General features: G+C 68.9%; 24 protein-coding genes. 18 read left to right on the plus strand and 6 right to left on the minus strand.

From position 1 onward, the window contains the following. The first annotated feature begins 62 nt into the window (after positions 1 to 62). From rpmE to J7E91_RS04710, 17 genes are all read left to right on the plus strand, one after another. Positions 63 to 281 carry a 50S ribosomal protein L31 gene (rpmE, locus tag J7E91_RS04630; RefSeq protein ID WP_028813220.1) on the plus strand — a complete coding sequence of 73 codons (219 nt, stop codon included), beginning with the start codon at positions 63 to 65 and terminating at the stop codon, positions 279 to 281. A gap of 129 nt (positions 282 to 410) precedes the next feature. Further along, a complete protein-coding gene (gene prfA / locus J7E91_RS04635; protein ID WP_214899322.1) occupies positions 411 to 1,499 on the plus strand; it encodes a peptide chain release factor 1 in 1,089 nt (362 codons plus the stop codon). 34 nt (positions 1,500 to 1,533) lie between these two features. Further along, entirely contained in the window at positions 1,534 to 2,379 is an 846-nt protein-coding gene (gene prmC, locus J7E91_RS04640) for a peptide chain release factor N(5)-glutamine methyltransferase (protein WP_028813218.1), read from the plus strand. Positions 2,380 to 2,423: 44 nt separating this feature from the next. After that, positions 2,424 to 3,071: an L-threonylcarbamoyladenylate synthase gene (locus J7E91_RS04645; protein WP_028813217.1), complete on the plus strand. Its 648-nt coding sequence runs from the start codon at positions 2,424 to 2,426 to the stop codon at positions 3,069 to 3,071. Beyond that, the gene (locus J7E91_RS04650) at positions 3,068 to 3,715 is read left to right on the plus strand and encodes a protein-tyrosine-phosphatase (protein ID WP_214899323.1); all 648 of its coding nucleotides are present in this window, start codon (positions 3,068 to 3,070) and stop codon (positions 3,713 to 3,715) included. Before J7E91_RS04645 ends, J7E91_RS04650 begins: the two co-directional genes overlap by 4 nt. Before the next feature lie 99 nt (positions 3,716 to 3,814). Further along, positions 3,815 to 5,077: a serine hydroxymethyltransferase gene (glyA, locus tag J7E91_RS04655; protein WP_214899324.1), complete on the plus strand. Its 1,263-nt coding sequence runs from the start codon at positions 3,815 to 3,817 to the stop codon at positions 5,075 to 5,077. A gap of 105 nt (positions 5,078 to 5,182) precedes the next feature. After that, positions 5,183 to 6,529 (plus strand): MraY family glycosyltransferase, encoded by a 1,347-nt coding sequence (locus J7E91_RS04660; RefSeq protein WP_214899325.1) that lies wholly within the window; start codon positions 5,183 to 5,185, stop codon positions 6,527 to 6,529. 264 nt (positions 6,530 to 6,793) lie between these two features. Then, positions 6,794 to 7,231, plus strand: coding sequence for a hypothetical protein (locus J7E91_RS04665; RefSeq protein WP_214899328.1), 438 nt, complete (start codon positions 6,794 to 6,796; stop codon positions 7,229 to 7,231). Positions 7,232 to 7,454: 223 nt separating this feature from the next. Continuing rightward, positions 7,455 to 8,270, plus strand: a complete 816-nt coding sequence (gene atpB, locus J7E91_RS04670; RefSeq protein ID WP_214899331.1) for a F0F1 ATP synthase subunit A — start codon at positions 7,455 to 7,457, stop codon at positions 8,268 to 8,270. 73 nt (positions 8,271 to 8,343) lie between these two features. Beyond that, positions 8,344 to 8,589, plus strand: coding sequence for a F0F1 ATP synthase subunit C (locus J7E91_RS04675; RefSeq protein WP_138894101.1), 246 nt, complete (start codon positions 8,344 to 8,346; stop codon positions 8,587 to 8,589). Positions 8,590 to 8,629: 40 nt separating this feature from the next. Continuing rightward, positions 8,630 to 9,172: a F0F1 ATP synthase subunit B gene (locus J7E91_RS04680; RefSeq protein WP_214899333.1), complete on the plus strand. Its 543-nt coding sequence runs from the start codon at positions 8,630 to 8,632 to the stop codon at positions 9,170 to 9,172. After that, the gene (locus tag J7E91_RS04685; protein WP_214899335.1) at positions 9,169 to 9,984 is read left to right on the plus strand and encodes a F0F1 ATP synthase subunit delta; all 816 of its coding nucleotides are present in this window, start codon (positions 9,169 to 9,171) and stop codon (positions 9,982 to 9,984) included. The genes J7E91_RS04680 and J7E91_RS04685 overlap by 4 nt, the downstream gene beginning before the upstream one ends. 128 nt (positions 9,985 to 10,112) lie before the next feature. After that, the gene (atpA, locus tag J7E91_RS04690; protein ID WP_214899336.1) at positions 10,113 to 11,708 is read left to right on the plus strand and encodes a F0F1 ATP synthase subunit alpha; all 1,596 of its coding nucleotides are present in this window, start codon (positions 10,113 to 10,115) and stop codon (positions 11,706 to 11,708) included. 20 nt (positions 11,709 to 11,728) lie between these two features. Then, positions 11,729 to 12,646, plus strand: a complete 918-nt coding sequence (locus J7E91_RS04695; protein ID WP_214899339.1) for a F0F1 ATP synthase subunit gamma — start codon at positions 11,729 to 11,731, stop codon at positions 12,644 to 12,646. Further along, on the plus strand, positions 12,646 to 14,088 hold the full coding sequence (gene atpD, locus J7E91_RS04700; RefSeq protein WP_214899341.1) for a F0F1 ATP synthase subunit beta: 1,443 nt from the start codon (positions 12,646 to 12,648) through the stop codon (positions 14,086 to 14,088). The genes J7E91_RS04695 and atpD overlap by 1 nt, the downstream gene beginning before the upstream one ends. 141 nt (positions 14,089 to 14,229) lie before the next feature. Next, positions 14,230 to 14,604, plus strand: coding sequence for a F0F1 ATP synthase subunit epsilon (locus J7E91_RS04705; RefSeq protein WP_028813205.1), 375 nt, complete (start codon positions 14,230 to 14,232; stop codon positions 14,602 to 14,604). A 138-nt stretch (positions 14,605 to 14,742) separates the two neighbouring features. Continuing rightward, entirely contained in the window at positions 14,743 to 15,189 is a 447-nt protein-coding gene (locus J7E91_RS04710) for a DUF2550 domain-containing protein (protein ID WP_214899343.1), read from the plus strand. A gap of 73 nt (positions 15,190 to 15,262) precedes the next feature. Here the strand turns inward: J7E91_RS04710 and J7E91_RS04715 are convergent, their stop codons facing one another. From J7E91_RS04715 to J7E91_RS04725, 3 genes are all read right to left on the minus strand, one after another. Beyond that, entirely contained in the window at positions 15,263 to 17,113 is a 1,851-nt protein-coding gene (locus tag J7E91_RS04715; protein ID WP_214899345.1) for a glycoside hydrolase family 18 chitinase, read from the minus strand. A 181-nt stretch (positions 17,114 to 17,294) separates the two neighbouring features. Continuing rightward, entirely contained in the window at positions 17,295 to 17,945 is a 651-nt protein-coding gene (locus J7E91_RS04720; RefSeq protein ID WP_214899348.1) for a response regulator transcription factor, read from the minus strand. Continuing rightward, positions 17,942 to 19,141 carry a histidine kinase gene (locus J7E91_RS04725; protein ID WP_308376030.1) on the minus strand — a complete coding sequence of 400 codons (1,200 nt, stop codon included), beginning with the start codon at positions 19,139 to 19,141 and terminating at the stop codon, positions 17,942 to 17,944. The genes J7E91_RS04720 and J7E91_RS04725 overlap by 4 nt, the downstream gene beginning before the upstream one ends. Before the next feature lie 156 nt (positions 19,142 to 19,297). Here J7E91_RS04725 and J7E91_RS04730 point away from each other — a divergent pair, with 156 nt between their 5' ends. Beyond that, on the plus strand, positions 19,298 to 19,837 hold the full coding sequence (locus tag J7E91_RS04730) for a hypothetical protein (RefSeq protein WP_214899351.1): 540 nt from the start codon (positions 19,298 to 19,300) through the stop codon (positions 19,835 to 19,837). A gap of 250 nt (positions 19,838 to 20,087) precedes the next feature. Here the strand turns inward: J7E91_RS04730 and J7E91_RS04735 are convergent, their stop codons facing one another. From J7E91_RS04735 to J7E91_RS04745, 3 genes are read right to left on the minus strand one after another with little or no spacing between them, the layout of a single operon-like run. Beyond that, positions 20,088 to 20,660 carry a cob(I)yrinic acid a,c-diamide adenosyltransferase gene (locus J7E91_RS04735; RefSeq protein WP_214899353.1) on the minus strand — a complete coding sequence of 191 codons (573 nt, stop codon included), beginning with the start codon at positions 20,658 to 20,660 and terminating at the stop codon, positions 20,088 to 20,090. 13 nt (positions 20,661 to 20,673) lie between these two features. Beyond that, the gene (locus J7E91_RS04740) at positions 20,674 to 21,429 is read right to left on the minus strand and encodes an ABC transporter permease (RefSeq protein ID WP_214899355.1); all 756 of its coding nucleotides are present in this window, start codon (positions 21,427 to 21,429) and stop codon (positions 20,674 to 20,676) included. Positions 21,430 to 21,443: 14 nt separating this feature from the next. Continuing rightward, positions 21,444 to 22,226 (minus strand): ABC transporter ATP-binding protein, encoded by a 783-nt coding sequence (locus tag J7E91_RS04745; protein WP_214899357.1) that lies wholly within the window; start codon positions 22,224 to 22,226, stop codon positions 21,444 to 21,446. Between the last annotated feature and the right edge of the window lie 35 nt (positions 22,227 to 22,261).

Raw genomic sequence — 22,261 nt, forward strand, 5'->3', positions numbered from 1 at the left:
CCGGTTCACGTCCGCGCAATCCGCGCGAGCGACCCGGCGCCCTCCCGAAACTAGGAGTCACCTTGAAGCGCGAAATCCACCCCGAGTACGTCGAGACGCAGGTCAGCTGCACCTGTGGCGCGTCGTTCACCACCCGCAGCACGATCTCCAGCGGCACCGTCCGTGCCGAGGTCTGCTCCGAGTGCCACCCGTTCTACACGGGCAAGCAGAAGATCCTCGACACCGGTGGCCGTGTGGCCCGCTTCGAGGCCCGCTTCGGCAAGGCTGCCGCCGCGAAGTAGCGAGCCATTGCGCCGGTCCTCGGCCGCTCCGTACAGGGGTGGGGAGGACCGGCGCTTTGTCGTGACGTACAGGCTCGTGACCTACAGGCCGCAGTTCCCTTTCGTTTTTTGCAACCCAGGAGCCCGAAGATGTTCGAGGCGGTCGAGGATCTGATCGGCGAGCACGCCGATCTCGAGAAGAAGCTGGCCGACCCCTCGGTCCACGCGGACCAGGCCAACGCGCGGAAGCTGAACAAGCGCTACGCCGAGCTGACCCCGATCATCGGGACGTACCGGACCTGGAAGCTGACGAACGAGGACATCGTCACGGCGCGCGAATACGCCCACGACGACCCGGACTTCGCCGCCGAGCTGAAGCTGCTGGAGAAGCAGCGCGACGAGCTCACGGAGAAGCTGCGGCTGCTCCTCGTCCCGCGCGACCCCAGCGACGACAAGGACGTCATCCTCGAGGTCAAGGCGGGCGCGGGCGGCGACGAGTCGGCCCTGTTCGCCGGCGACCTGCTGCGCATGTACCTGCGGTACGCGGAGCGCGTCGGCTGGAAGACCGAGATCATCGACGCCACCGAGTCCGAGCTGGGCGGCTACAAGGACGTCCAGGTCGCCGTGAAGACCAAGGGCGGCAACGGCGCGACCGAGCCCGGCCAGGGCGTCTGGGCGCGGATGAAGTACGAGGGCGGCGTGCACCGCGTGCAGCGCGTGCCCTCCACCGAGTCGCAGGGCCGTATCCACACCTCCGCGGCGGGCGTGCTGGTCACCCCCGAGGCCGAGGAGGTCGACGTGGAGATCCACGCCAACGACCTGCGGATCGACGTCTACCGCTCGTCGGGCCCCGGCGGTCAGTCCGTCAACACCACCGACTCCGCGGTCCGCATCACGCACCTGCCGACCGGCGTCGTCGCCTCCTGCCAGAACGAGAAGAGCCAGCTCCAGAACAAGGAGCAGGCCATGCGCATCCTGCGCTCGCGGCTGCTCGCCGCCGCTCAGGAGGCCGCCGAGCAGGAAGCCTCCGACGTACGCCGCAGCCAGGTCCGCACAGTTGACCGGTCGGAGAAGATCCGTACGTACAACTTCCCGGAAAACCGGATCTCGGACCACCGCGTGGGCTTCAAGGCGTACAACTTGGACCAGGTACTCGACGGCGACCTGGACGCAGTGATCCAGGCGTGCGTCGACGCCGACTCCGCCGCCAAGCTCGCAGCGGCCCAGGAAAGCCAGTAAGCCAGTAAAGCCCCCTGCAAGTCGGAGGACCGGGATGAATCTGCTGCTCGCAGAGGTGGCTCAGGCCACCCAGCGGCTGGCCGACGCCGGCGTGCCCTCACCGCGATTCGACGCGGAGGAGCTCGCCGCGTTCGTGCACGGCGTCAAGCGGGGAGAGCTGCACAACGTCAAGGACGCCGACTTCGACGCCCGCTACTGGGAGACGATCGCGCGCCGGGAGGCCCGCGAACCGCTGCAGCACATCACCGGACGCGCCTTCTTCCGCTTCCTGGAGCTCCAGGTGGGCCCCGGCGTCTTCGTACCGCGCCCCGAGACTGAATCCGTCGTGGGCTGGGCGATAGACGCCGTACGGGCCATGGACGTCGTCGAGCCGCTCATCGTCGACCTGTGCACCGGCTCCGGCGCCATCGCCCTCGCCATGGCGCAGGAGGTCCCGCGCTCGCGTGTGCACGGCGTCGAGCTGTCCGACGACGCGATCAAGTGGACCCGCAAGAACGCCGCGGGCTCGCGCGTCACGATCCACCAGGGCGACGCCAGGGACGCGCTCCCCGAGCTCGATGGCCAGGTGGACCTGGTCGTCTCGAACCCTCCCTACATCCCGCTCACCGAGTGGGAGTACGTCGCTCCCGAGGCCCGCGACCACGACCCGGAGATGGCCCTCTTCTCCGGCGAGGACGGCCTCGACCTGATCCGCCACATCGAGCGCACCGCCCACCGCCTGCTGCGGCCCGGCGGCGTCGTCGTCATCGAGCACGCCGACACCCAGGGCGGCCAGGTGCCGTGGATCTTCACCGAGGAGCGTGGCTGGGCCGACGCGGCCGACCACCCCGACCTCAACAACCGGCCCCGCTTCGCGACCGCCCGCAAGGCCATGCCGTGACCGCCGGCCGCACCAACCAGTTCCCGCACGAGGAGGCCCGTTAAATGGCACGGCGATACGACTGCAACGACGCGACCGACCGCACGACCGGTCTGCGCGAAGCCGCGGCCGCCGTCCGCCGTGGCGAGCTGGTCGTCCTGCCGACCGACACCGTCTACGGCATCGGGGCCGACGCCTTCAGCGCGGAGGCCGTCGGCGACCTCCTGGAGGCCAAGGGACGCGGCCGCAACATGCCCACGCCCGTCCTCATCGGCTCCCCGAACACCCTGCACGGCCTGGTCACCGACTTCTCCGAGCAGGCCTGGGAGCTCGTCGACGCGTTCTGGCCCGGCGCCCTGACCCTCGTCGCGCGCCACCAGCCGTCGCTCCAGTGGGACCTCGGCGAGACGCACGGCACGGTCGCCGTCCGCATGCCGCTGCACCCGGTGGCGATCGAGCTGCTGACGGAGTTCGGCCCGATGGCGGTCTCGAGCGCCAACCTCACGGGACATCCGGCGCCGGAGGACTGCGACGCCGCCCAGGCGATGCTCGGCGACTCCGTCTCCGTGTACCTCGACGGCGGCCCGACGCCCGGCATCGTGCCTTCGTCGATCGTCGACGTCACGGGGAAGGTCCCGGTCCTGCTGCGGGCGGGCGCCCTCTCCGCCGAGGAGCTGCGCAAGGTCGTACCCGACCTCGAGGTGGCCAGTTGACCGCCCTTGACGGGCGTGGCATAGCCGAAGGCAGCACCAGCGACACCTTCCGTATCCTCCACGTCAGCACCGGCAACGTCTGCCGCTCGCCGATCACCGAGCGGCTGACCCGCCATGCCCTCAGCGACCGCCTGGGCGACCCGCTCACCCGCGGCCTCGTCGTGGAGAGCGCGGGCACCTGGGGGCACGAGGGCGCGCCCATGGAGGCCAACGCCGCCGCCGTGCTCGCCGACTTCGGCGCGGACGCGGCGGGCTTCACCGGCCGCGAGCTGCTCGACGAGCACGTCATCCGCGCGGATCTCGTCCTCACGGCGACCCGCGACCACCGGGCCCAGGTCATCTCCATGGGCCACTCGGCGGGCCTGCGCACGTTCACGCTCAAGGAGTTCACGCGGCTCGTACGGGCCATTGACCCGGCGACCCTGCCCGATCCCCTCCAGGACGGCGTGGTGGAGCGCGCGAGGGCCCTCGTACGGGCCGCCGCGGCGCTGCGTGGCTGGCTGCTCGCCCCGAGCGTCGAGGCCGACGAGGTGTACGACCCGTACGGAGCGCCGATCACCTTCTTCCGCTCGATCGGCGACGAGATCAACACGGCGCTCGACCCGGTGGTCACGGCCCTCACGGGGACGCCGGCCCGCACCTGAGGGGCAGTAGGGGAAGAAACGCCTCGTACGCCGGGCAGTGCGGGCCGGGGCGGCCTACATTGGAGGGGCCGCACCCCTTCGCCAGGCCCGGAGCCAGCCATGCCGGTCACCGCCGCATCCGTTCAGCAGGAGCACCCCGTCCTCGGGGCGGGCTTCGAAGCGCTGAGCCGCCAGGATCCCGAGATCGCCGACGTCATCCTCGGTGAGATGGGCCGCGAGGCCACCGGCCTCCAGCTGATCGCCGCCGAGAACTTCTGCTCGCCCGCCGTCCTCGCCGCCCTCGGCTCCCCGCTCGCCAACAAGTACGCCGAGGGCTACCCCGGCGCCCGCCACCACGGCGGCTGCGAGCTCGTCGACGTGGCCGAGCACATCGCCATCGACCGCGCGGCCACCCTCTTCGGCGCCGAGCACGCCAACGTCCAGCCCCACTCCGGCTCCGCCGCCGTCCTCGCCGCGTACGCCGCGCTGCTCCGCCCCGGTGACACCGTGCTGGCCATGGGGCTCGCGTACGGGGGACACCTCACCCACGGTTCCCCGGCCAACTTCTCGGGCCGCTGGTTCAACTTCATCGGTTACGGCGTCGACCACGAGTCCGGCCTCATCGACTACGAGCAGGTGCGCCTCCTCGCCCGTACGCACCGCCCCAGGGCCATCGTCGTCGGCTCCATTGCCTACCCCAGGCACCCCGACTACGCGTACTTCCGCGAGATCGCCGACGAGGTCGGCGCCTACCTCATCGCGGACGCCGCGCACCCCATCGGCCTGGTGGCCGGGGGAGCGGCGCCCACCCCGGTCCCGTACGCCGATGTCGTCTGCGCCACCACCCACAAGGTGCTGCGCGGCCCACGCGGCGGAATGCTGCTGTGCGGCGCGGAGCTCGCCGAGCGCATCGACCGGGCCGTCTTCCCCTTCACCCAGGGCGGCGCCCAGATGCACTCGGTGGCGGCCAAGGCGGTCGCGTTCGGCGAGGCGGCGGCGCCCGCCTTCTCGACGTACACCCACCAGGTCGTCGCCAACGCCCGCGCGCTCGCGGACGCTCTGGCGGTGGAGGACTTCGCCGTCACCACGGGCGGCACCGACACCCACCTGATCACCGCCGATCCCGCCCCGCTGGGCGTCGAGGGCCGGACGGCCCGCGGCCTGCTGGCGGCGGCCGGCATGGTGGTGGACTGCTGCGCCCTTCCGTACGGCGACGAGCGCGGCCTCCGCCTCGGAACCGCGGCCGTCACCACACAGGGCATGCGCGAGCCCGAAATGGGGCGCATCGCGGAGCTTTTCTCCCTGGCTCTGCGGGGGGAGGGCAGGAAGGTCGCAGCGGAAGTGCGGGATCTGGCCGGGAATTTTCCGCCGTATCCCGCCTGAGAACGCGTCGTGCAACCATCAACCGGTACCCGAATGTCCTGGAGCATGTGGTCGCGAAGCTAGGGTGTGGGGCTGAGATGGCCGGCGATACCTGTGGGGCTGCCCGTGCGTGAATACCTGCTGACGCTCTGCGTTACGGCAGCGGTGACTTACCTGCTGACCGGACCGGTGCGGAAGTTCGCCATCGCGACCGGCGCGATGCCCGAGATCCGAGCCCGCGACGTGCACCGGGAGCCGACACCGCGGCTCGGTGGCATCGCGATGTTCGGCGGTCTGTGCGCCGGTCTGCTGGTCGCGGACCACCTGCAGAACCTCAGCAGCGTCTTCGAGCTGTCGAACGAGCCGCGCGCGCTGCTGTCGGGCGCCGCGGTGATCTGGCTCATCGGCGTACTGGACGACAAGTTCGAGATCGACGCACTGATCAAGCTGGGCGGCCAGTTCATCGCCGCCGGCGTGATGGTCGCGCAGGGGCTGACGATCCTGTGGCTGCCGGTGCCCGGCATCGGCCAGGTCTCAGTGACCGCCTGGCAGGGCAATCTGCTCACCGTCGCGCTCGTCGTGATCACCATCAACGCGGTGAACTTCGTGGACGGCCTGGACGGTCTCGCCGCGGGCATGGTCTGCATCGCCTCCACGGCGTTCTTCATGTACGCGTACCGGATCTGGTACGGGTACGGCATCGAGGAAGCCGCGCCCGCCACCCTCTTCGCCGCGATCCTGATGGGCATGTGCGTGGGATTCCTCCCGCACAACATGCATCCGGCCAGGATCTTCATGGGCGACTCGGGCTCGATGCTGATCGGCCTGGTCCTGGCGGCCGGCGCGATCTCGGTCACCGGCCAGGTGGATCCGGACGCGATGAAGCTCTTCGCGGGCGCCAGCACGCGCGAGGTCACGCACGCGATGCTCCCGGTCTTCATCCCGCTGCTGCTGCCGCTGACGATCATCGCGATCCCGGTCGCGGACCTGCTGCTGGCGATCGTGCGGCGTACCTGGCAGGGCAAGTCGCCGTTCGCGGCGGACCGGGGCCACCTGCACCACCGGCTCCTGGAGATCGGCCACTCGCACAGCCGGGCCGTGCTGATCATGTACTTCTGGTCCGCCCTGATCGCCTTCGGCGCCGTCGCGTACTCCGTGCACTCGGCCAGCATGTGGATCGTGCTCGGCATCGTTGTGCTCAGCGCGGTCGGCCTGGTGCTCCTGCTCCTGCCGCGCTTCACACCGCGCGCCCCGCGCTGGGCGGAGTCCTTCATCCCGCCGCGCTACCGCAGGAGCAGCAGGGCCTTCTCCGATGGGGGCGGTACGGACGAGGCGGGTGAGACGGCTGAGGCCGCCGGGACGGTGGAGGAACCGCAGGAGCGTACGCCGATGCCGGCGGGCGTCAACGGAGCGACGGCCATCGGGCACCGTTCGCGCTTCCCCGAGCGGCGTAAGGCCGGAACGTCCCGCTGACGATTTGGCGCACTAGGGCCTAATAGCAGACAAAGCATCGATCTGTCGCGCACAGACGGGCGCTGTCACTCTCATGTGTGACAGTTGGCACACCTCTTGGTAAAGACCTCATCAAATAGTTTGTGATACCGTTCACGAGACCCGGCGACAGAGCCGAAGGGCCGTAGTGCGACGGCCTTTTGGACGTGAGGCGACGCCTCGCTCCCGGCTTACGCTCGTCCATGACGACACCTACTGCCCCCACCAGCAAGCGGAGTTACCGCCATGCCGTCCAATGACGCCCGGACCCTCCTCCCCGTCGCCGTACCCACAGCTGCCGCCGGCGCCATCGCCGTCGCGGTCAGCGGTGTGGTCGCGGGCGGCAAGGGAGCGGTCGGCGCGGTCGTCGGAACGCTGGTGGTGATCCTCTTCATGGGTATCGGGCTGCTCGTTCTGGAACGCACTGCCAAATCCATGCCGCAGCTGTTCCAGGCCATGGGGCTGATGCTCTACACGGCACAGCTGCTGCTGCTCTTTATCTTTGTCGCCGTGTTCAAGAACACGACGCTGTTCAATCCGAGGGCCTTCGCCATCACGCTGATCGTCGCGACCGTTGTATGGGTCGCGGCCCAGATCCGTGTCCACATGAAGGCGAAGATTCTTTACGTCGATCCGGATGCGTCCAAGGGCAAGAAGCCCGAAAACACTGGGCCTTCGACGTGAGGGGTAGGGCCGGGATAAGTCCGCGTTCGAGATCCTGCTATCGTCCGGTTCCAACTGCGGCACTGCGGGCGCGGGCATTCGAGCTGACGCCTGCTCCATCGCGAGGCTCTACGCCTGAGCCGCCCCCCCATCCGTAACACCAGTCCAGTGCCGACCAGCGGCTGCTTGCCGCGCCGACACAACGAGGTTGCCGTACCTATGCGCCACGCTGAAGGAGCCCGCGGTGAGTGCTGACCCGACGACGGTGCTCGCCTTCGAGACCGATTGCCACATCTTTGACGGGTGCGGCTTCCCGGCTCCTGGCCTGCACTCCTTTCTGTTCGAGCCGATGGCCACCGTCGGCGGCATCGATATCAACAAGCCGATGCTGCTGGCGGCGCTGAGCACCATCCTCGTCGTCGGCTTCTTCTGGGCGGCCTTCAACAAGCCGAAGCTGGTTCCCGGAAAGCTCCAGATGGTGGCCGAGGCGGGTTACGACTTCGTCCGCCGCGGTGTGGTGTACGAGACGCTCGGCAAGCGTGAGGGCGACAAGTACGTCCCAATCATGGTCTCGATGTTCTTCTTCATCTGGATCATGAATATCTGGGCCATCGTTCCGGTCGCCCAGTTCCCGGTGCCGTCGATCATCGGATTCCCGGTGGCGCTGGCGCTGATCGTGTACGTCATCTGGGTCAGCGTGACCTTCAAGCGTCACGGATTCGTCGGCGGCTGGAAGAACATCGCCGGCTACGACAAGTCGCTCGGCCCGGTCCTGCCGGTCGTCATGCTCATCGAGCTCTTCTCGAACCTGCTGATCCGGCCGTTCACGCACGCGGTGCGACTGTTCGCCAACATGTTCGCCGGTCACGTGCTGCTCCTGATCTTCACCATCGCCAGCTGGTACCTGCTCAACGGCATCGGAATCGCCTACGCCGGTATCTCCTTCGTGATGGTGATCCTGCTGACCGCCTTCGAGCTGTTCATTCAGGCGCTGCAGGCCTACGTCTTCATCCTCCTGGCCTGCAACTACATTCAGGGCGCTCTCGCCGAGCACCACTGACCAGCCGGCCTCACCCCCGATAGTCGTCCGGTGGCCAACCCCCACCGGTTCTGAAAGAGAAGGAAGAAACGGCATGTCCGCTCTCCAGACCCTCGCCGCCGTCAACATCACGGGCAACCTCGGTGCGATCGGCTACGGCCTCGCCGCCATCGGCCCCGGCGTCGGCGTCGGCATCATCTTCGGAAACGGCACCCAGGCGCTGGCCCGCCAGCCTGAGGCGGCCGGTCTGATCCGTGCGAACCAGATCCTCGGCTTCGTCCTCTGTGAGGCGCTCGCCCTGATCGGTCTCGTCATGCCCTTCGTTTACCCGGTCGACTAATCGCGGCTAACCACTGCCCGATTCGACGAAAGGCACTGATGTGATCGCCCTACAGCTGGCGCAAGAAGAGGTTCAGAACCCTCTGCTCCCGGCGGTCCCCGAGATCGTCATCGGTCTCATCGCCTTCTTCATCGTCTTTGGTTTCCTCGCGAAGAAGCTCCTCCCGAACATCAACAAGGTTCTGGAAGAGCGCCGCGAGGCCATCGAAGGCGGCATGGAGAAGGCCGAGGCGGCCAACACCGAGGCGCAGAGCGTTCTTGAGCAGTACAAGGCCCAGCTCGCGGAGGCCCGCCACGAGGCCGCCCGCATGCGCCAGGAGGCGCTGGAGCAGGGCACTGTGCTGAAGGAAGAGCTGCGTGCGGAGGGTCAGCGCCAGCGCGAGGAAATCATCGCCGCCGGCCACGCCCAGATCGAGGCGGACCGCAAGCAGGCCGCACTGTCGCTGCGTCAGGACGTGGGCAAGCTCGCCACCGACCTGGCCGGCAAGCTCGTCGGCGAGTCCCTCGAGGACCACGCCCGGCAGAGCCGCACCATCGACCGTTTCCTCAGCGAGCTCGAGGAGAAGGCCGAGGCCGCCCGATGAACGGAGCGAGCCGCGAGGCACTGGCTGCCGCCCGTGAGCGTCTCGACGCGCTGACCGACAACACGTCGGTCGACGCGGCGAAGCTCGCCGGCGACCTGGCCGCCGTCACCGCGCTGCTCGACCGCGAGGTGTCGCTGCGTCGGGTCCTGACCGACCCGGCGCAGGCCGGCGAGGCCAAGGCCCAGCTGGCTGCGCGACTGCTGAGCGGTCAGGTGGGTGGCGAAGCCGCCGACCTGGTCTCCGGCATGGTCCGCTCCCGCTGGTCGCGGTCGCGCGACCTGGTCGACGCGATCGAGGAGCTGGCGGACACCGCCGACCTCACCGCGGCGCAGCAGGCCGGCGTGCTCGACGACGTGGAGGACGAGGTGTTCCGGTTCGGCCGGATCGTCGCGTCCGACACCGGGCTGCGGTCCGCGCTGACCGACAGGACGGCTTCGGTGTCCGCCAAGAGCGAGCTGCTGCGCAGCCTGCTCGGCGGAAAGGCCCAGCCGGTCACCGAGCGTCTTGTGGTACGTCTCGTGGTTCAGCCGCGTGGACGTAGCCTGGAGGCGGGACTCGAGTCCCTGTCCAAGCTCGCCGCGGCGCGCCGCGACCGTATGGTCGCCGTCGTCACCACGGCGGTGCCGCTCACCGACCAGCAGAAGCAGCGCCTCGGCGCCGCACTGGCGAAGCTGTACGGACGCCAGATGCACCTGAATCTCGAAGTGGACCCCGAGGTCCTCGGCGGAATCCAGGTACAGGTCGGCGACGAGGTCATCAACGGGACCATCGCGGACCGCCTCCAAGAGGCGACCCGCCGCATGGTCGGCTGACCAGCCAGCAACTGAACACGTATCACTAGCGGCCCGGTTGGGCCGTGCAGAGATTGCAGAAGATTCCTGGGGGACGGCCCCCAGACCCCCAAGAACTTCGGGCCCAACAAGGAGAGCAGGGAACCCAGATGGCGGAGCTCACGATCCGGCCGGAGGAGATCCGGGACGCGCTGGAGAACTTTGTCCAGTCGTACCAGCCGGACGCGGCCTCGCGCGAGGAGGTCGGAACGGTAAGCGTTGCCGGCGACGGCATCGCGAAGGTCGAGGGTCTTCCCTCGGCCATGGCGAACGAGCTGCTGAAGTTCGAGGATGGCACCCTCGGTCTCGCCCTCAACCTTGAGGAGCGCGAGATCGGTGTCGTCGTCCTCGGCGAGTTCAGCGGTATTGAGGAGGGACAGCCGGTGCAGCGCACCGGTGAGGTCCTCTCCGTCGGCGTCGGCGAGGGTTACCTCGGCCGCGTCGTCGACCCGCTCGGCAACCCGATCGACGGTCTCGGCGAGATCGCGACCGACAGCCGCCGCGCCCTCGAGCTGCAGGCCCCCGGCGTCATGGTCCGTAAGTCGGTCCACGAGCCGATGCAGACCGGCTACAAGGCCGTCGACGCGATGGTGCCGATCGGCCGTGGCCAGCGTCAGCTGATCATTGGTGACCGTCAGACCGGCAAGACCGCTCTGGCTGTCGACACGATCATCAACCAGCGCGACAACTGGCGCTCGGGCGACGTGAACAAGCAGGTTCGCTGCATCTACGTCGCCATCGGCCAGAAGGGCTCCACCATCGCGTCCGTTCGCGGTGCGCTGGAGGAGGCGGGCGCGCTCGAGTACACGACGATCGTCGCCGCCCCGGCTTCCGACCCGGCCGGCTTCAAGTACCTGGCGCCGTACACCGGTTCGGCCATCGGCCAGCACTGGATGTACGCCGGCAAGCACGTCCTGATCATCTTCGACGACCTGTCGAAGCAGGCCGACGCCTACCGCTCCGTGTCGCTGCTGCTGCGCCGTCCGCCGGGCCGCGAGGCCTACCCGGGCGACGTCTTCTACCTGCACTCGCGTCTGCTGGAGCGCTGCGCCAAGCTCTCCGACGACATGGGTTCGGGTTCGATGACCGGTCTGCCGATCGTCGAGACCAGGGCGAACGACGTGTCGGCGTTCATCCCGACCAACGTCATCTCCATCACCGACGGCCAGTGCTTCCTGGAGTCCGACCTGTTCAACGCGGGCCAGCGCCCGGCGCTGAACGTCGGTATCTCGGTCTCGCGTGTCGGTGGCTCCGCCCAGCACAAGGCCATGAAGCAGGTTTCCGGCCGACTGCGCGTGGACCTCGCCCAGTACCGCGAGCTGGAGGCGTTCGCCGCCTTCGGTTCCGACCTGGACGCGGCCTCCAAGGCGTCGCTGGAGCGCGGTAAGCGCATGGTCGAGCTGCTGAAGCAGCCGCAGTACGCCCCGGTCCCGGTCGAGGAGCAGGTTGTCTCCGTCTGGGCCGGCACCACCGGCAAGATGGACGACGTACCGGTCGAGGACATCCGCCGCTTCGAGTCCGAGCTGCTGGACTACCTGCGCCGCGAGCGCAAGGAGCTCCTCACCTCGATTCGCGAGGGCGGCAAGATGTCGGACGACACGCTGCAGTCCGTCGCCGATGCCATCAAGGCGTTCAAGCGGCAGTTCGAGACCTCGGACGGGCAGCTCCTGGGCGAGGACGCGCCGGCCGTCAACGTCTCCAAGTGACGACGGAAGGGACCTGACTCATGGGAGCGCAGCTCCGGGTCTACAAGCGTCGCATCCAAGCCGTCACCGCGACCAAGAAGATCACCAAGGCGATGGAGATGATCGCCGCCTCGCGCATCGTCAAGGCGCAGCGCAGGGTGGCGGCATCGATGCCGTACGCGACCGAGCTCACCCGTGCGGTGACCGCGGTGGCGACCGGCTCCACCACCAAGCACCCCCTGACCACCGAGGTCGAGGCGCCGACCCGCGCCGCGGTTCTGCTCATCACGAGCGACCGCGGTCTGGCCGGCGGCTACTCCTCCAACGCCATCAAGGCGGCGGAGCGGCTCCGTGAGCGGCTCAGCGGCGAGGGCAAGGAGGTCGACACGTACATCGTCGGCCGCAAGGGTGTCGCCTACTACGGTTTCCGCGAGCGCATGGTCGCGGAAGCGTGGACCGGCTTCACCGACAGCCCGACCTACGCGGACGCCAAGATGGTTGCCGCACCGCTGATCGAGGCCATCCAGACGGAGACGGCCGAGGGCGGTGTGGACGAGCTGCACATCGTCTTCACGGAATTCGTGTCGATGATGACGCAGAACCCGGTGGACAACCGGATGCTGCCGCTCTCGCTCGACGAGGTAGCGGACGAGAACAGCAAGAAGGGCGAGATCCTTCCGCTGTTCGACTTCGAGCCGTCGGCGGAGGACGTCCTCGACGCCCTCCTGCCGCGCTACGTCGAGAGCCGTATCTACAACGCACTGCTGCAGGCCGCCGCTTCCGAGCACGCCGCCCGCCGTCGTGCGATGAAGTCGGCGACCGACAACGCCGGGGATCTCATCAAGAGCCTCTCCCGGCTTGCCAACGCGGCCCGCCAGGCCGAAATCACCCAGGAAATCAGCGAGATCGTCGGTGGCGCCAGCGCTCTGGCCGACGCGACCGCGGGGAGTGACAAGTAATGACGACCACTGTTGAGACGGCCGCCGCCACGGGCCGCGTCGCCCGGGTCATCGGCCCGGTCGTCGACGTGGAGTTCCCCGTCGACGCGATGCCGGAGATCTACAACGCACTGCACGTCTCGGTTGACGACCCGGCCGAGGAGGGCGCGCGCAAGCTGCTGACCCTCGAGGTCGCCCAGCACCTGGGTGAGGGCCTCGTCCGCGCGATCTCGATGCAGCCCACCGACGGTCTGGTCCGCCAGGCCCCGGTGACCAACACGGGTGCGGGCATCACCGTCCCCGTCGGTGACATCACCAAGGGCAAGGTGTTCAACACCCTTGGTCAGATCCTGAACGACCCGGAGGCCGAGGCTCAGATCACCGAGCGCTGGCCGATCCACCGCAAGGCCCCGGCCTTCGACCAGCTCGAGTCCAAGACCGAGATGTTCGAGACCGGCCTGAAGGTCGTCGACCTTCTCACCCCGTACGTCAAGGGTGGAAAGATCGGTCTGTTCGGTGGTGCGGGCGTCGGCAAGACGGTCCTCATCCAGGAAATGATCATGCGTGTGGCGAAGCTGCACGAGGGTGTGTCGGTGTTCGCCGGTGTCGGTGAGCGCACTCGTGAGGGCAACGACCTCATCGACGAGATGACCGAGTCGGGTGTTCTGGACAAGACCGCGCTGGTCTTCGGCCAGATGGACGAGCCGCCGGGCACGCGTCTGCGCGTCGCCCTGTCCGCCCTGACCATGGCGGAGTACTTCCGCGATGTGCAGAAGCAGGACGTGCTGCTCTTCATCGACAACATCTTCCGCTTCACCCAGGCCGGTTCCGAGGTCTCCACGCTGCTCGGCCGTATGCCGTCCGCAGTGGGTTACCAGCCGACCCTGGCTGACGAGATGGGTGTGCTCCAGGAGCGCATCACCTCGACGCGTGGTCACTCGATCACCTCGATGCAGGCGATCTACGTCCCCGCGGACGACCTGACCGACCCGGCGCCGGCGACCACCTTCGCCCACCTGGACGCGACGACCGTTCTGTCGCGTCCGATCTCGGAGAAGGGCATCTACCCGGCGGTCGACCCGCTGGACTCGACGTCCCGCATCCTGGACCCGCGCTACATCACGCAGGACCACTACGACGCGGCCAGCCGCGTCAAGGGAATCCTGCAGAAGTACAAGGACCTCCAGGACATCATCGCGATCCTCGGTATCGACGAGCTGGGCGAGGAGGACAAGCTTGTTGTCCACCGTGCCCGTCGCGTCGAGCGATTCCTGTCGCAGAACACCCACGCCGCCAAGCAGTTCACCGGCCTGGACGGTTCGGACGTGCCGCTCGACGAGTCGATCGCCGCGTTCAACTCGATCTGTGACGGCGAGTACGACCACTTCCCGGAGCAGGCGTTCTTCATGTGCGGTGGCATTGACGACCTCAAGGCCAAGGCCAAGGAGCTCGGCGTCTCCTGAACGCAGTGAGCCGCGCGAGTCACGCTAGTGACTCACGTGACTCGTGGGAGAGGGGCGGGTACGTCCCGCCCCTCTCCGTACGCCCCCTAGAATTGACCCAACACCCGGCACAACCGCCGGGTGGTGACCCGAGGAGCCACCTTGGCTGCTGAGCTGCACGTCGAGCTGGTCGCGGCGGACCGTAACGTCTGGTCCGGCGAGGCCTCCCTGGTCGTCGCGCGGACCACGTCCGGCGACATCGGCGTCATGCCCGGTCACCAGCCGCTCCTTGGCGTGCTGGAGTCGGGCCCGGTGACCATTCGTACGAGCGACGGCGGCACTGTCGTCGCCGCGGTGCACGGCGGGTTCATCTCTTTCGCCGACAACAAGCTGTCTCTGCTCGCGGAGATCGCCGAGCTGGCGGACGAGATCGACCCCGCGCGCGCCGAGCGGGCGCTGGAGCGGGCGAAGGCGGAGGCGGATGCCGCCGCCGAGCGCCGCGCCGCCGTCCGACTGCGCGCGGTTGCGGGACACTGAGTCCCGCGACGACGAGTTTGACCTCAGCCGCGGCCCGTACTGGACTCTCCAGGGCGGGTCGCGGCTGAAGCGATACATCGGGGCACTTTCGTTCCGTTACTGGTACTGGCACTGGATGATGCGAGGAGGTCGGTGGAGATGTTCCTCGCTCTGCTCGTGAGCGGCTCGGTAGTCGCGCTGGTACTGGTGGGACTGTTCGTCTTCGGGCTGCGCCGGCGGCTGATCCAGCGCTCCGGCGGCACCTTCGACTGCAGTCTGCGCTGGAACGTCCCTGAGGAGCCCGACCGCTCGGGCAAGGGCTGGGTGTACGGCGTCGCCCGCTACAGCGGCGACCGCATCGACTGGTTCCGCGTCTTCTCTTACGCCCCCCGCCCGCGCCGCGTCCTCGAACGCTCGGCGATCGAGGTGCTCTCGCGCCGCGTCCCCGAGGGCGAGGAGGAGCTGGCGCTGTTGTCCGACGCCTGCATCCTGGGCTGTGCGCATCGCGGTACGCGGCTGGAGCTGGCGATGAGCGAGGACGCTCTCACCGGTTTCCTCGCCTGGCTGGAGGCCGCGCCTCCGGGCCAGCGCGTCAACGTGGCGTAGACGGCGAAACACAAGGGGACGGGCCGCGGCCCGTCCCCCCGACTATTTCAAGCCTTTGTGCCGCGGATCTCTACTACTTCAGACCGTTGTTGATCGCGGTCACCAGCTCGCCATTGGCGGTGTCGCCGCTGAACTCCCAGAAGAAGGCGCCTCCCAGGCCCTGCCCCTTCGCCCAGCTCATCTTGGAGCCGATGGTGGCGGGGGTGTCGTAGCTCCACCAGTCGGTCCCGCAGTGGGCGTACGCCGTGCCGGCGACCGTCCCATTGGCGGGGCACTTGGTCTTGAGGACCTTGTAGTCCTCGATGCCGGACTCGTACGTACCGGCTGCGGCGCCGGTCGCGGTGCCGCCCGGCTCCTTCTGCGTGACGCCGGTCCAGCCGCGGCCGTAGAAGCCGATGCCGAGCAGCAGCTTCTTGGCGGGCACGCCCTTCGCCTTGAGCTTGGCGATGGCCTCGGCCGAGTTGAAGCCGGCCTGCGGGATGCCCGGGTACGACGTCAGCGGGGAGTGCGGGGCCGTCGGGCCCTTCGCCGCCCAGGCGCCGAAGAAGTCGTACGTCATCACGTTGTACCAGTCGGAGTACGCGGCCGCTCCGGCGTAGTCGGTGGCGTCGATCTTGCCGCCAGCCGAGGCGTCGGCCGTGATCGCGGCGGTGACCAGGTTGTTCGTACCGAACTTGCCGCGCATCGCCTGCATCATGTTCTTGAACGCGGCCGGGCCGCTGGTGTCGCAGGACAGACCGCAGGCGTTCGGGTACTCCCAGTCCAGGTCGATGCCGTCGAAGACGTCGGCCCAGCGCGGGTCCTCCACCAGCTTGTAGCAGGAGTCGGCGAACGCGGCCGGGTTCTTGACGGCCTCGGTGAAGCCGCCGGACCAGGTCCAGCCGCCGAACGACCACAGCACCTTGATGTGCGGGTACTTCGCCTTGAGCTTGCGCAGCTGGTTGAAGTTGCCGCGCAGCGGCTGGTCCCAGGTGTCGGCCTTGCCGTCGACGCTCTGGTCGGCGGTGTACGCCTTGTCCATGGCCGCGAAGCTGTCGCCCATGGTGCACTTGCCACCCTGGACGTTGCCGAACGAGTAGTTGATGTGCGTGATCTTCGCGGCGGAGCCCGAGATGTCCAGGTTCTTCACGTGGTAGTTGCGTCCGTAGATGCCCCACTCGGTGAAGTAGCCGAGCTTGACCTGGTTACCGGGCCCGGGGCCCGGGTCCGTACCGCCACCGGTGGTCCTGACCGCGCGGGCGCCGCTGACCGGGCCCGTCTGGTCGGCCGTGTCACGGGCCTGGACGGAGTAGGAGTAGTCGGTGCCGGCGCTGAGGCCGGTGTCCGTGTACGACGTGGTGGTGACCGTGGCGACCTTGGCGCCGTCGCGCAGTACGTCGTAGTTCTTGACGCCCTTGTCGTCGGTGGCCGCCGTCCAGGAGAGCTTCACCGACGTGTCGGTGATGGTGCTCGCTGAGGGGGTGCCGGGCGCGGTCGGCGGGGTGTCACCCGGCACGGAACCGCCGTCGCAGGAGCCGCCGTTGAGCTTGCAGCCGCTGGGGGAGCCGGTGCCGGTGCCGTTGAAGCCGAAGGACACGCTGGCGCCGGGGGCGAGGTTGCCGCCCCAGCTCTTGTTCTTGGCGGTCCAGTGGTTGCCCGAGTTGGTGACGTCGGCGTCCCAGGCGGAGGTGACGGACGTACCGGCGGGGAAGTCCCACTCCACGGACCAGGTGCTGAGGGTGGTGGTGCCGGTGTTCTTCACCGTCCACTTGCCCTCGAAGCCGGTGCCCCAGTCGGAGACCTTGGTGTAGGAGGCGGTCGCCGACGCGGCGGCCTGCGCGGGGGAGGCGAGGCCGACCATGGCGGCGAGCGGGACGATCAGCGCGGTGAGACCGGCTGCCGCTCTGGTTCTGAAGCGGGTGCGTAGGGGGGTGGTTGTACTCAAGGGTGCTCCCAAGAGAGAGGTCCGGCGGTGAACGGGGATAGGACCTGCGCCGCTGGGCGAGCACTTCTTGACATGACTCGCTCACCACTGCGGTGCGGTGAGCGTAGGAAGGTCTGGACCAATCGTCAAGAGGTCTGGACCAGAGGAGTCGCGAGACCGTGGCCTGGAGGACAACCGCCCGTCAGAGGCCCAACTCCTGCGCGAGTACGGCCGCTTGCACCCGGCTGCGCAGCTCCAGCTTCCCCAGCAGGCGGCTCACATGTGTCTTCACCGTGGCCTCGGCCATGGTCAGGCGCCGGGCGATCTCCGCGTTCGACAGCCCCTCCCCGAGACACGACAGCACCTCGCGCTCGCGCCGGGTCAGCGAATCCAGCGCCTCGGGACCGGGCGCGTTCGCGGACCGTACGGGCGCGGGCGAGGCGAACTCCGCGATCAGCCGACGGGTGACGGCGGGAGCGATCAGACCCTCGCCGCGCGCCACGGTCCGTACCGCCTCGATCAGGTCCTTCGCCTCGGTGTTCTTCAGCAGAAAGCCCGCGGCCCCCGCGCGCAGCGCCCCGAAAACGTACTCGTCGAGATCGAAAGTCGTCAGCATCAGGACATCGGCGAGCTGCTCCGCCACCACCTGCCGGGTCGCCGACACCCCGTCCAGGCGTGGCATCTGTACGTCCATCAGCACCAGGTCCGGGCGCAGCTCGCGCGCCATGGCGACCGCCGCCTCGCCGTCCCCGGCCTCCGCGACGACCTCGATGTCCGGGGCACTGTTCAGGATGAGCACCAGGCCCGCCCGTACGGCCGACTGGTCTTCCGCGACCAGCACGCGAATCGTCATGCGAACAGCTCCGTATCGTCCTCTGCGGGCAGTTGCGCCCGTACGTGCCAGATCTTCGTTCCGTCCGCCGCGGTGACGGGGCCCGCCTCCAGCGACCCGTCGAGCAGCGACACCCGCTCGCGCATCCCCACCAGACCCGCGCCGGAACCGGGCGCGCGCGGGCCGGGCCGCTCGCCGTACGGGCTGGTCACGCCCACTGTCAGCGTGTGGTCGGTGTGCGCGAGCGTCACGGTGACCGTGCCGGGGGAGGCGTGCTTGAGCGCGTTGGTGAGGGACTCCTGGACGATCCGGTACGCGGCCATCTCGACCGGCGGGGGGAGCCGGCCGCCCGGCGTGCGGCCGTCGTCGAGGACGAAGACGAGTCCGCTGTCGGCGCCGACCGTACGGACCTGGCCGATGAGGGCGTCGAGCCCGTCGAGCGACGGGGCGACGGCCGGCTCCTGGTCGCCGCTGCTGTCGCGGAGCAGACCGATCAGCCTGCGCATCTCGGACAGGCCCTGGACGCTGTTCTCACGGATGACGGCGAGCGCGTCCGTCGACGCCTTGGGGTCTGCGATGGACAGCGCGGCCGTGGAGTGGATCGCGATGGCGGAGAGGTTGTTGGCGACCATGTCGTGCAGCTCACGGGCCATCCGGGACCGCTCGGCCGCGATGGCCTGACTGCGGTCGATCTCGGCGAGCAGCGCGGTCTGCTCGGCGCGCAACCGGGCCGCCTCCGCCGCCTCGCGGTGGTTGCGCAGGGTGGCGCCGGTGAGGGCGGGCGCGAAGGAGACCAGGCCGGTGACGACGCCGATGAGCAGCGCTTCCGGGCGGCGCAGCCACGCCAGGGCGGCGATCGTCATGGCGACGGTGATCAGACCGGTGATGACGGGGATCCGGCGGGCCGCGCCGGGCGTTCCGTACACCACGGCGGCGTACATCAGGTCCGTGTACATGAGGATGGTCGCCAGATTGCCGTCGGTGAACTCGTTCGCGATCAGGGCGACCGTGCCGGCGAGCAGGGCCGTGCGGGGGCACGACCTGCGCAACAGCTCGAGGAAGGACATCACCCCGAGCGGTACGAGGGTCGCCCACGACGGCAGGAGGTCGCGGACGGCGGAGGTGTGCAGCCCGAGTCCCCACAGCAGGACTCCGCCGAGCAGGCCGATCACCGCGAGGAGGACGCCGTCGTGGTGCGGGCGGGGGAAGCGGGTCACGTCACCATCCAACAGGGCGCGGACCGGCTCGTCCTCCCCGTGCGGGGTGAGCCGGGGCTACATCGAAGGATGCAGTGGGGGTTCGTCACTGGCGACGACGATTCGGGGCTTCGCGGACGGGAGGGTTGGAGGCGTAACGGGAGGAGAGTGAACACCGTGATCGTCATGCTGATCATCATCTGCGAAGTCGGCTTCTGGGTACTGCTGGCCGGGGGCCTGGCCCTGCGCTACCTGGCGAAGATGCCGCGCGCCGGGGCGGCTGTGCTGCTCATGGAGCCGCTGCTGGAGGTCGTGCTGCTGGTCGTCACGGCCGTCGACCTGAAGAACGGCGCTGAGCCGGACTGGAAGCACGGTCTCGCGGCCGTCTACATCGGCTTCACGGTCGCGTTCGGCCATCGCGTCATCAAGTGGGCCGACGACCGGTTCGCCTATCGCTTCGCGGGCGGGCCGGCGCCGGTGCGGCCGCCGAAGTACGGGACGGCGCGGGCGGTGCACGAGTGGAAGGTCGCGGGGCGGTGGATGCTGGCGGCGGGGATCGCGATGGGGCTGCTTCAGGTGGCGATCTGGTACGTCGGGGGTGACGGCGACATCGGGTCGCTGCGGATGTGGCAGCAGAAGATGCTCTTCGTGATCGGCATCAACGCGATCATCGCGGGGACGTACACGTTGTTCCCGAAGCGGGAGCCGGTGGGGTAGGCGGGGTGAGGTGGGGCGGGTACGGGGTGCCGCTGCGCGGGGCCTTCCCCTACCCGCCCCTTCCCGAACCGGGGGCAAGCCCCCAGACCCCCGGACGCCCTCCGGGCGTGTCCTCAAACGCCGGACGGGCTGGAATTGCCGCGCAGCGGCGACTCTCAGCCCCTCCGGCGTTTGAGGAGCGGGGTCTGGGGCAGCGCCCCAGTTCGGGAAGGGGCGGGGTGGGGAAAGGCCCCGCGCAGCGGGTCAGGGGTTAGCGGTCGCCGCCCGGTACCCACAGGACGTCTCCGACCTCCTTATTGGCCACCCTGGCCAGGATGAACAGGAGGTCCGACAGGCGGTTCAGATACGTCGCCGTCAGCGGGTTCATGACCTCACCGTGGACCTCGAACGCCGCCCACGTCGACCGCTCCGCCCGCCGCACGACCGTGCACGCCTGATGCAGCAGCGCCGCCCCCGCCGTACCCCCCGGCAGGATGAAGCTCCGCAGCTTCTCCAGCTCCTCCAGGAACCGGTCGCAGTCCGCCTCCAGCTTGTCGATGTACGACTGCTCCACACGAAGCGGCGGGTACTTCGGGTCCTCGACGACCGGCGTCGACAGATCCGCGCCCACGTCGAAGAGGTCGTTCTGCACCCGGACGAGGACCTTCACGACCGCCTCGTCGAGCTGCCCCAGCGCGATCGCCGTCCCAATCGCGGCATTCGCCTCGTTCGCGTCGGCGTACGCCGCGATCCGCAGATCGGTCTTGGCGGTGCGGCTCATGTCGCCCAGGGCGGTGGTGCCCTTGTCGCCGGTACGGGTATAGATGCGCGTCAGATTGACCATGCCGCCAGCCTAGTTACGCCCCGGCCTTCCGGAAGCCCCGTGTGCCCGCCGTCACGGCGACCGCCACCAGCCCGGCCGACATCAGGACGCCGTACAGCATCGTCGTACTCGCATAGTCGCCCACGTATCCGGCCCGCATCGCGTCCACCAGATAGCGGAACGGCATGAAGTGCGACAGCACGTCCAGCCACCCCGGCGCCAGCGCCATCGGCAGCATCAGGCCGGAGAGCAGCATCGACGGCATGCTCACCGCGTTGATGGCGGGACCGAAATCCTGCGGCCGGGAGAGCTTGAGTGCGAGGGAGTACGACAGCGAGGCGAGCGCGATCGTCAGTACGGCCACGAACGCGAAGCCGATCAGAATGCCGCCCAGCGGCGCCCGCAGCCCGAGCGCCGTCGCGGCGAGCACCACCAGTACCGCCTGGAACACGAACAGCGCGGCGTCCCGCAGTACGCGCCCCAGAAGCAGCGCGAGCCGGCTGACGGGGGTGGCCCGCATCCGCTCCAGCACCCCGGACTGTGTCTCGATGATGATCGAGAACCCCGCGAACAGGGCACCGAACAAACCGAGTTGGAGGAGCAGGCCGGGGACGAGGATCTGCCACGAGTCGCCCTGCGAGCCGAGTGGCAGGCCGGTCAGCAGGGGGCCGAAGAAGACCAGATAGAGCAGTGGCATCAGGGCGCCGAAGAGCATCTGGAACTTGGAGCGCAGCGTCTGGCGGGCGTATCGCCCGAAGAGCAGTGCGGTGTCGGAGAGAAGAACGCTCATGGGTGTCGGGTCTCCTAGACGGCGACGGGGGTGGTGTCCACGGGCGCGGGGCCGCGCCCGGTGATGGCGAGGAAGGTGTCCTGGAGGGTGGCGTCGACGGAGCCGCCGTACTGGAGCTTGAGCGCGCTCGGCGTTCCCTCGGCGGCGACCACACCCTTGTCGACGACGACCAGCCGGTCGGAAAGCTCGTCCGCCTCGTCGAGGTAGTGCGTGGTGAGGAAGACGGTGGTGCCGTACTCGTCGCGCAGCCGCCGCACCAGGTCCCACAGGTCGGCCCGGCTGCCCGGGTCGAGCCCGGTGGTCGGCTCGTCGAGGAAGAGCACGTCGGGGCGGTGCGTGAGGCCCATCGCGATGTCCAGGCGCCGCCGCTGGCCGCCGGAGAGCGCGGCGCACTTGCGGTCCATCAGGCCGGTCAGGTCCAGGTCGCGGGCCAGTTCGTCGGCGCGGGCGGCCGCTTCCGACCTGGAGAGCCGGTAGAGCCGGCCCTGGGTCACCAGCTCCTCGCGTACCGACACCTGAGGGTCGAGACCGCCGGACTGGGCGACGTAACCGATCTGCTGCCGTACGCCGGCCGGGTCCCCGAGCAGGTCGTGGCCCGCGACGGTGGCGGCGCCGCCGGTCGGCGCGAGCAGCGTGGTGAGCATGCGCAGGGTGGTCGTCTTGCCCGCGCCGTTCGGGCCGAGGAAGCCGAGGATCTCGCCGGGTTCGACGGTCAGGTCGATGCCGCGGACGGCCTCGACGGGGCCTGCCTTGGTGGTGAAGGTCCGGGTGAGTCCGGCCGTACTGATGATTGCCATGCGTCCCAGAAAAGCAGAGTCTCTTAAAGTTTGCA

The organism is Streptomyces sp. ISL-99 (genome assembly GCF_018614005.1).
Taxonomy (GTDB): domain Bacteria; phylum Actinomycetota; class Actinomycetes; order Streptomycetales; family Streptomycetaceae; genus Streptomyces; species Streptomyces flavidovirens.

Coding starts and splice junctions, on each gene's coding strand:
- prfA (WP_214899322.1), top strand. CDS start 411: ATGTTCGAGGCGGTCGAGGATCTGATCGGCGAGCACGCCGATCTCGAG.
- prmC (WP_028813218.1), top strand. CDS start 1,534: ATGAATCTGCTGCTCGCAGAGGTGGCTCAGGCCACCCAGCGGCTGGCC.
- J7E91_RS04645 (WP_028813217.1), top strand. CDS start 2,424: ATGGCACGGCGATACGACTGCAACGACGCGACCGACCGCACGACCGGT.
- glyA (WP_214899324.1), top strand. CDS start 3,815: ATGCCGGTCACCGCCGCATCCGTTCAGCAGGAGCACCCCGTCCTCGGG.
- J7E91_RS04665 (WP_214899328.1), top strand. CDS start 6,794: ATGCCGTCCAATGACGCCCGGACCCTCCTCCCCGTCGCCGTACCCACA.
- J7E91_RS04675 (WP_138894101.1), top strand. CDS start 8,344: ATGTCCGCTCTCCAGACCCTCGCCGCCGTCAACATCACGGGCAACCTC.
- J7E91_RS04685 (WP_214899335.1), top strand. CDS start 9,169: ATGAACGGAGCGAGCCGCGAGGCACTGGCTGCCGCCCGTGAGCGTCTC.
- atpA (WP_214899336.1), top strand. CDS start 10,113: ATGGCGGAGCTCACGATCCGGCCGGAGGAGATCCGGGACGCGCTGGAG.
- J7E91_RS04695 (WP_214899339.1), top strand. CDS start 11,729: ATGGGAGCGCAGCTCCGGGTCTACAAGCGTCGCATCCAAGCCGTCACC.
- atpD (WP_214899341.1), top strand. CDS start 12,646: ATGACGACCACTGTTGAGACGGCCGCCGCCACGGGCCGCGTCGCCCGG.
- J7E91_RS04710 (WP_214899343.1), top strand. CDS start 14,743: ATGTTCCTCGCTCTGCTCGTGAGCGGCTCGGTAGTCGCGCTGGTACTG.
- J7E91_RS04720 (WP_214899348.1), bottom strand. CDS start 17,945: ATGACGATTCGCGTGCTGGTCGCGGAAGACCAGTCGGCCGTACGGGCG.
- J7E91_RS04735 (WP_214899353.1), bottom strand. CDS start 20,660: ATGGTCAATCTGACGCGCATCTATACCCGTACCGGCGACAAGGGCACC.
- J7E91_RS04740 (WP_214899355.1), bottom strand. CDS start 21,429: ATGAGCGTTCTTCTCTCCGACACCGCACTGCTCTTCGGGCGATACGCC.
- J7E91_RS04745 (WP_214899357.1), bottom strand. CDS start 22,226: ATGGCAATCATCAGTACGGCCGGACTCACCCGGACCTTCACCACCAAG.